Origin of the sequence: Actinacidiphila sp. bgisy160 (assembly GCF_965342435.1) — a bacterium.
GTDB lineage: Bacteria > Actinomycetota > Actinomycetes > Streptomycetales > Streptomycetaceae > Actinacidiphila.
Map to the genome: position 1 here is coordinate 21,281 of NZ_CBDRCM010000079.1, position 7,524 is coordinate 28,804.

The 7,524-nt window shown below is 72.0% G+C and carries 7 protein-coding genes; 5 read left to right on the forward strand and 2 right to left on the reverse strand.

All coding sequences use genetic code 11. The features are described from left to right. Positions 1 to 4: 4 nt before the first annotated feature. Together mtrA and mtnA are read right to left on the reverse strand one after the other, a co-directional pair. Positions 5 to 694 carry a two-component system response regulator MtrA gene (mtrA, locus tag ACRWNP_RS34680; protein ID WP_078620260.1) on the reverse strand — a complete coding sequence of 230 codons (690 nt, stop codon included), beginning with the start codon at positions 692 to 694 and terminating at the stop codon, positions 5 to 7. Further along, positions 691 to 1,827 carry an S-methyl-5-thioribose-1-phosphate isomerase gene (gene mtnA, locus ACRWNP_RS34685; RefSeq protein ID WP_431968601.1) on the reverse strand — a complete coding sequence of 379 codons (1,137 nt, stop codon included), beginning with the start codon at positions 1,825 to 1,827 and terminating at the stop codon, positions 691 to 693. The genes mtrA and mtnA overlap by 4 nt, the downstream gene beginning before the upstream one ends. Before the next feature lie 142 nt (positions 1,828 to 1,969). On the opposite strand from mtnA, the gene ACRWNP_RS34690 reads away from it, so the two are divergent. Genes ACRWNP_RS34690 through ACRWNP_RS34710 form a run of 5 tightly spaced genes read left to right on the forward strand, consistent with a single transcriptional unit; the run spans position 1,970 to position 7,401 of the window. Further along, entirely contained in the window at positions 1,970 to 3,220 is a 1,251-nt protein-coding gene (locus tag ACRWNP_RS34690) for a DUF7544 domain-containing protein (protein WP_431968603.1), read from the forward strand. Beyond that, complete coding sequence (locus ACRWNP_RS34695; RefSeq protein WP_431968605.1) at positions 3,220 to 3,885, forward strand: DUF4129 domain-containing protein; 666 nt, start codon at positions 3,220 to 3,222, stop codon at positions 3,883 to 3,885. Before ACRWNP_RS34690 ends, ACRWNP_RS34695 begins: the two co-directional genes overlap by 1 nt. Then, complete coding sequence (locus tag ACRWNP_RS34700) at positions 3,882 to 5,108, forward strand: DUF4350 domain-containing protein (protein WP_431968607.1); 1,227 nt, start codon at positions 3,882 to 3,884, stop codon at positions 5,106 to 5,108. Before ACRWNP_RS34695 ends, ACRWNP_RS34700 begins: the two co-directional genes overlap by 4 nt. Further along, the gene (locus ACRWNP_RS34705) at positions 5,105 to 6,073 is read left to right on the forward strand and encodes an AAA family ATPase (protein ID WP_431968609.1); all 969 of its coding nucleotides are present in this window, start codon (positions 5,105 to 5,107) and stop codon (positions 6,071 to 6,073) included. Before ACRWNP_RS34700 ends, ACRWNP_RS34705 begins: the two co-directional genes overlap by 4 nt. A gap of 17 nt (positions 6,074 to 6,090) precedes the next feature. Continuing rightward, on the forward strand, positions 6,091 to 7,401 hold the full coding sequence (locus tag ACRWNP_RS34710; RefSeq protein WP_431968611.1) for a DUF58 domain-containing protein: 1,311 nt from the start codon (positions 6,091 to 6,093) through the stop codon (positions 7,399 to 7,401). Positions 7,402 to 7,524 lie beyond the last annotated feature (123 nt).

The following is a 7,524-nucleotide window of genomic DNA, read 5'->3' on the forward strand; positions in this document are numbered from 1 at the left end:
CACGTCAGCCCGGTCCGGCCTTGTAGCCGACGCCTCGGACGGTCACCACGATCTCGGGACGCTCGGGGTCCCGTTCGACCTTGGAGCGCAGCCGCTGGACGTGCACGTTGACCAGGCGGGTGTCGGCGGCATGCCGGTAACCCCAGACCTGTTCGAGCAGCACCTCGCGGGTGAAGACCTGCCAGGGCTTGCGGGCGAGCGCGACCAGCAGGTCGAACTCGAGGGGGGTCAGCGCGATGGGCTGGCCGTCCCGCTTCACGGAGTGGCCCGCCACGTCGATGACGAGGTCACCGATGGTGAGCTGCTCGGGCGTGGGCTCTTCGGCCCTGCGCAGCCGGGCCCGCACGCGGGCGACGAGCTCCTTGGGCTTGAACGGCTTGATGACGTAGTCGTCGGCGCCGGACTCCAGGCCCACGACGACGTCGACGGTGTCGCTCTTCGCGGTGAGCATGACGATGGGGACCCCGGACTCGGCCCGGATCTGGCGGCATACGTCGATGCCGTCCCGTCCGGGGAGCATGAGGTCGAGGAGGACCAGATCAGGCTTGGTCTCCCGGAAGGCGGCGAGGGCCTTGTCACCGTCGGCCACGAACGACGGCTCAAAACCCTCTCCGCGCAGCACGATGCCGAGCATCTCTGCCAGTGCGGTGTCGTCGTCGACGACCAGGACGCGTCCCTTCATAGCGACCATCATCCCATTACCTGATCGTGACCTGGAGCACGATGCGGGCACAAAGCCGCCAGGGCATCGGCTGTGACCGGCGAAACCACGCCGTTTTCAGTGACTATTGCCGTTATCAGACCCGCGGGTGTGATGTCGAACGCAGGGTTGTACGCCTGGGTACCGAGCGGCGCCACCGGGTTTCCGGCCGATTCGGTGACCTCGTGCCCGGCGCGCTGCTCGATCTCGATGGCCGAACCGTCGGCGGTGCTCTGGTCGACGGTGGTGGTGGGGGCGACGACGATGAAGGGCACGTTGTGGTACCGGGCGAGCACGGCGAGTGGGTAGCTGCCGACCTTGTTGGCGACGGAGCCGTCCGCGGCGATGCGGTCGGCGCCGATGAGGACGGCGTGGACGTTGCCGGCGGCGAAGAGTGAGCCGGCGGCGTTGTCGGTGAGCAGGGTGTACGCCATGCCGGAGCGGGCGGCCTCGTAGGCGGTGAGGCGGGCGCCCTGGAGCAGGGGGCGGGTCTCGTCGACCCACAGGCGGCGCAGCCGGCCCTGGCGGTGCGCGGCGAGGGCGACGGCGAACGCGGTGCCCTCGCCACCGGAGACGAGGGCGCCGGTGTTGCAGTGGGTCAGGATCTGGTAGCCGCCGCCGGGGAGGAGTTCGGTGAGCAGCTGGAGGCCGTGGCGAGCCATGGCGGCGCTGGCCTCCTTGTCCTCGGCGTGGAGGCTGCGGGCCTCGGCCAGTGCAGCCGCCGCGGCGCGTTCGGGGTCGCCGCCGGCAGCGCCGGTGAGGGCGGCCCGGTAGGCGGCGAGGGCCCGCCGGACGCCGTAGGCCAGGTTGACGGCGGTGGGCCGGGCGTGGGCGAGGGATTCGGCCGCCTCGTCCACGTCGTAACCGCGGACGGCGGCGAGGGCCACGCCGTACGCGCCGGCTATGCCGAGCAGCGGGGCGCCGCGCACGGCGAGGCCGCGGATGGCCTCGACCAGGGCGGGCACGTCGGTGCAGACCAGTTCGACCTCCTCGGCGGGCAACCGGGTCTGGTCGAGGAGGACGAGGACGGGGCCCTCCGGCGGCTCCTCCCAGCGCAGCACCGGCAGGGGCTCCTCAGGGTTGCCCTTGGAATCATTGGCCAGAGTTACCACGTACTGATCACCCATCTGCTCAGTGTGCCGTGTACGGCAGCACGTTTTGAACGGTTGCGGCACTCCGCATCCGCAGGTACACGCCCGCCTCGCCCATGGCACGATGGCCAGCGTCCCGCCGTTGGACCAGTAGGTAGCGCAGAGCGAAGGAGCGACGATGAACGACTCTCCGGGCTGGGCCTCGCCCGGATCCTCACCCTCCGGCGAACCGGGCCGCGCCGACGGCCCCGGTGCGCCGCAGGACGCTACGCCGCAGAACTGGTCCCAGCAGCAGCCCCCCGCCGGCCAGTGGAAGACCGCCGGCGGCTGGGGCGTCCCTCCGTCGCCCACCGGCCCGGTCTGGGGCAACCCGTCGCCCGGCTGGCAGCAGCCCCATTGGGGTGCCCCGCCGTCGCCGAAGCCCGGTGTCATCCCGCTGCGGCCGCTGGGCATCGGCGAGATCCTCGACGGCGCGGTCTCCACGATGCGCGCGCACTGGCGCACCGTGCTCACCATCTCCTTCGCGGTCTCGCTGCTGACGCAAGGCGCCATGCTGCTGCTCCAGGGGTTCATGCTCGACGACAGCGGGACGCTCAACTCGCTGGACGGCCGGGCCGACCCCTCGTTCAGCGACGTCATGAACGCCGTCGGCGGCACGCTGGCCGCCGGAGGGCTCGCCCTGGTCGTCACCCTGCTCGGGGTGGTGATCGCCACGGCGATGCTCACCATGGTCATCAGCCGGGCCGTCCTCGGCCGCGAGGTGACCCTGGCCGAGGCGTGGTCCGACGCCCGCCGCCAACTGCCGCGCTTGTTCGGGCTGACGCTGCTGCTCACTCTGATCGGCGCCGCGATCTTCGCTGTCGGCATCGTCCCCGGCATCATCGTCGCGGCCGCCGGCTCCGCCCCCGCGGGTGTCGGCCTGGCCTTCTTCGGCGGCGTGGTCGCCCTCGGCGTGGTTGTCTGGCTGATGATCCGCTTCAGCCTCTCCTCGCCTGCCCTCATGTTGGAGAAGCAGGGCGTCCTGAAGTCGATGGCCCGGTCGGTGAAGCTGGTCCGCGGCTCGTGGTGGCGCATTCTGGGCATCCAGTTGCTCACCATGATCCTCGTCTACATCGTCTCGTCGATCATCCAGATTCCCTTCGTGGTGGTGGGCATCCTCGCCGGAAGCGACGGCCTCTCCGCCTTCGCCTCGGGCAACCAGGCGGGTCTCGGCTGGACATATCTGATCGTCATCGGGATCGGTGCCGTCATCGGATCCACCATCACCTTCCCCATCCAGGCCGGCGTTACCGCCCTGCTCTACATGGATCAGCGGATCCGCCGTGAGGCCCTCGACATCGAACTCGCCCGCGCAGCTGGTGTCCCCGGCCACGCCGACGCCCTCGGCGGGAGCGGCGAACCCGGCAACAGCGCGGCCGCCGGGGGCTGATGCCGGTGTCGGGGGAGGACGTACCGGTCACCATTCCCCGCGGCCCCGCCCGTGAGGCGGCCGAGGACGAACTGTCCAAGGGGATCTACCACCGCGACGACCCAGGCCTGCTCGCACGTGCCCTGAACTGGCTCTGGGAGAAGATCGCCCACCTGATGGACACCGCCTCCGGGGTCACCCCCGGAGGCGGCGTCGGCCTGGTGACGATCATCATCGTGGTCGTGCTGCTGGCCGTCGGCCTGCGGTTGCGGCTCGGGAGGCTGCGCGGGCAATCCACCGCCGGCACGAAACTGTTCGCCGACGTCCCGAGGACCGCCGCCGAGCACCGGGCCGCCGCCGAGGAACACGCACACCACGGCAGGTGGAGCGAGGCCGTCCAGGAACGGATGCGCGCGATCGTGCGCTCCCTGGAGGAACGGGCCCTGCTCGACCCGCGCCCCGGCCGGACCGCGGACGAGGCCGCCGCCGAGGCGGGCCGCCCCCTCCCCGACCACGCCGCCCGCCTCGCGCACGCGGCCCGCACCTTCGACGACGTCACCTACGGGGACCACCAGGGCACCCCGGACGCCTACGCCGCCCTTTGCGAACTCGACACCGAAGTGCAGCGCGCCAAGCCCCGCTTGGCCGAGAGCGGCGCAGGGGCCGCCGGAGGCTCGCGCCCGTGACCGACACCCTGTCCCCGGCACCGGCGCCCGCCCCGGCCACGACGTCGGTCTCCCCGACCGCAGGCCAGCTGTGGACCCGCTCGCGCGCCCTGCTCGCGGCGTTCCTCCTCCTGATCGTCTTCGGCGTCCTCTACGCCGCCGCGCGTTCCGGTGAGAACCATGACGCACTCGACCCCCGCTCTCCCGACCCGTCCGGCAGCCGGGCCGTCGCTCAACTCCTCCACGACCAAGGTGTGACCACCACGGTCGTCACCACCACCGACGAGGCCGTGGCCGCCGCCGGACCCGATACCACGCTCCTCGTCACCGTGCCCGACCTGTTGACGAGGCGTCAGCAGGACGCGGTGGGCGAGGTGATGGACCGCTCGGGCGGCCGCGTCATCCTCCTCGCCCCCGGCAAGCCCTCCATCGGACGGCTCGCCCCGGGCATCCAGTACACAGGGCCCGTCCCCGTGCGCGTGCTGGAACCCGGGTGTGGGCTGTCCGCAGCCCGCACCGCCGGCTCCGCCGAGATGGGAGGCGGCGGCTACCAGACGTCCTCGCGGGACGCAGACCGCTGCTATCCCGACGCCCCGGGTGACTTCACCCTGCTGCGCATCCCCGCGGCCAACGGCGGCGACACCGTCATCCTCGGCACCCGCGCACTCCTGCAGAACGAGAACCTCGCCGAGCAGGGCAACGCCTCGCTCGCCCTGCAGATCCTCGGCACCCGCCCGAAGCTCGTCTGGTACCTCCCTTCCCTCGCCGACGCCTCCGCCTTCGACGGCGGTCGGCAGAGCTTCCTCGACCTGATCCCCGACGGCTGGACCTGGGCCGTCCTCCAGCTGTTCATCGCCGCCGCCCTCGCGGCCCTCTGGCGCGCCCGCCGCCTCGGCCCCGTCGTCGCCGAGCGGTTGCCTGCCACCGTCCGTGCCGCGGAGGCCACGGAGGGGCGTGCCCGCCTCTACCGCCACGGGCGGGCCCGCGACCGCGCCGCGGAGGTGTTGCGCACCGCCGCACGCGACCGGCTGGCCCCGCTGGTCGGCGTCCCTCCGGCCCAGGCCCACGACGCGACCGTCCTGCCCGCCGCGGTGGCCGCCCACCTTGACGACGCCGCCGTCGACTCGCACAGCCTGCTCCACGGCCCGCCTCCCCCCGATGACGCGGCCTTGCTGCGTCTCGCCGACGATCTCGACGCACTGGAACGCCGCGTCCTTCTCAACGAGAGGAAAGCAACCCCGTGAGCGCCGCCCCGACCGCCGACAGCGCCCGTGCCTCCCTGGAGGCCCTGCGCGCCGAAATCGCCAAGGCCGTCGTCGGCCAGGACCCCGCCGTCACCGGCCTGGTCGTGGCCCTGCTCTGCAGGGGTCACGTCCTCCTCGAAGGGGTCCCCGGGGTCGCCAAGACCCTTCTCGTACGCGCCCTGGCCGCCTCCCTCCAGTTGGAGACCAAGCGGGTCCAGTTCACCCCCGATCTGATGCCCGGCGACATCACCGGCTCCCTCGTCTACGACGCCCGCACCGCCGAATTCTCCTTTCAGGCGGGCCCCGTCTTCACCAACCTGCTGCTCGCCGACGAGATCAACCGCACTCCGCCCAAGACCCAGGCGTCCCTCCTGGAGGCCATGGAGGAGCGCCAGGTGTCCGTCGACGGCATCCCGCGGCCGCTGCCCGAGCCGTTCCTCGTCGCGGCGACGCAGAACCCGGTCGAGTACGAGGGCACCTATCCGCTTCCCGAGGCCCAGTTGGATCGCTTCCTCCTGAAGCTGATCCTGCCGCTGCCCTCGCGCGAGACCGAGATCGACGTCCTCACCCGCCACGCCGACGGCTTCAACCCCCGGGACCTGGACTCCGCTGGTCTGCGACCGGTCGCCGGCCCTGCCGACCTCGACGCCGCCCGGGCCGCCGTCGCCAAGACGTCCGTCTCCGCCGACATCACCGCTTACATCGTCGATATCTGCCGAGCCACCCGTGAATCCCCCTCTCTGACCCTCGGCGTCTCCCCCCGGGGAGCCACCGCCCTGCTCGCCACCGCCCGTGCCTGGGCCTGGCTGACCGGCCGTGACTACGTCATCCCCGACGATGTCAAGGCCCTCGCCCTCCCCACGCTCCGGCACCGCATCCAGTTGCGGCCCGAAGCCGAGATGGAAGGCACCACACCAGATTCGGTGATCACCTCGGTCCTTGCCCGCGTCCCCGTACCGCGCTGAGAGGGCCACGACCGACCATGGCACTCACCGGACGTACCGCTCTGCTGGCCGCCCTCGGCGCCCTCGCCGTCGGTCTGCTGCTCCCCGGCTGGAACGGCATCCTCCTCGTCGAAGGCATCCTTCTGTTCGGAATTCTGTGCGACGTGGCGCTCGCCGCGCCAGTACGAAAGCTCCATTTCACCCGATCCGGCGAAACATCAGTTCGGTTCGGTGAAACGGCGGCAGTCGTACTCACGGTGACCAACCCCGGCCGGCGCCCGCTGCGTGCCCACCTCCGCGACGCGTGGCCACCCAGCAGCTGGTCCGCCGGTACCGAGGTCACCGCGTCCCGTCACCGGCTGACCGTCCCGCCCGCCGAACGCCGCCGCGTCACCACCACCCTGCATCCCACCCGCCGCGGCGACCGGCACGCCGAACGTGTCACCGTCCGCTCCTACGGGCCCCTCGGCCTGGCGGCCCGACAGGGCTCCCACCGCGTCCCCTGGACAGTCCGGGTCCTCCCGCCCTTCCACAGCCGCAAGCACCTGCCGTCGCGCTTGGCACGCCTCCGCGAGCTCGACGGACGGACATCCGTACTCATCCGGGGCCAGGGCACCGAGTTCGACTCGCTCCGCGAGTACATCCCCGGCGACGACACCCGCTCCATCGACTGGCGGGCCACCGCACGCCGGGCGACCGTCGCAGTGCGTACCTGGCGCCCCGAACGCGACCGCCACATCCTCGTCGTCCTCGACACCGGCCGCACCGCCGCAGGACGCGTAGGCGACGCCCCACGCCTCGACGCCGCCATGGACGCCGCATTGCTGCTGGCCGTCCTCGCGGGCCGAGCCGGTGACCGCGTCGACCTCCTGGCCTACGACCGCCGCGTACGCGCCTCCGTGCAGGGCCGGGCCGCCCGGGACATGCTCCCCGCCCTGGTCAACGCCATGGCACCGCTCGAGGCCGAACTCGTCGAGTCCGACGCCCGCGGTTTGGTCGCCACGGTCCTTCAACGGGCCACACAGCGCTCGCTCGTCGTCCTCCTCACCGGGCTCGACGCCGCGCCGATGGAAGAAGGCCTGCTGCCCGTCCTCCCTCAGCTCACCCACCGCCACGAGGTCCTCATCGCCTCCGTGGCGGACCCCCGCATCGAAGAACTGACCCGGAGCCGTGGCAGCGTCGACGCGGTTTACGGGGCCGCGGCCGCCGAGCAGGCCCGGGCTGAACGCCGCCGCGTCGCCCAGCGTCTTTCCCGGCACAACATCACCGTCGTCGACGCTCCGCCCTCCGACATCGCCCCCGCGTTGGCGGACGCCTACCTCGCCCTCAAGGCCGCTGGCCGGCTGTAGAAGGACGGCGGCAAGGGCACTACGGCCGGCCGGTCCGGCGGGTACCCGTCCTGTCTGATGGGCGCCGTGGGGACAACACAAAAAAGCCCCGGCTCCCGAGTCATTGAACTCGGGAGCCGGGGC

Excerpts from the sequence above, each read along its gene's own strand:
- mtrA (WP_078620260.1), bottom strand. The coding sequence starts at position 694 with ATGATGGTCGCTATGAAGGGACGCGTCCTGGTCGTCGACGACGACACC.
- mtnA (WP_431968601.1), bottom strand. The coding sequence starts at position 1,827 with ATGGGTGATCAGTACGTGGTAACTCTGGCCAATGATTCCAAGGGCAAC.
- ACRWNP_RS34690 (WP_431968603.1), top strand. The coding sequence starts at position 1,970 with ATGAACGACTCTCCGGGCTGGGCCTCGCCCGGATCCTCACCCTCCGGC.
- ACRWNP_RS34695 (WP_431968605.1), top strand. The coding sequence starts at position 3,220 with ATGCCGGTGTCGGGGGAGGACGTACCGGTCACCATTCCCCGCGGCCCC.
- ACRWNP_RS34710 (WP_431968611.1), top strand. The coding sequence starts at position 6,091 with ATGGCACTCACCGGACGTACCGCTCTGCTGGCCGCCCTCGGCGCCCTC.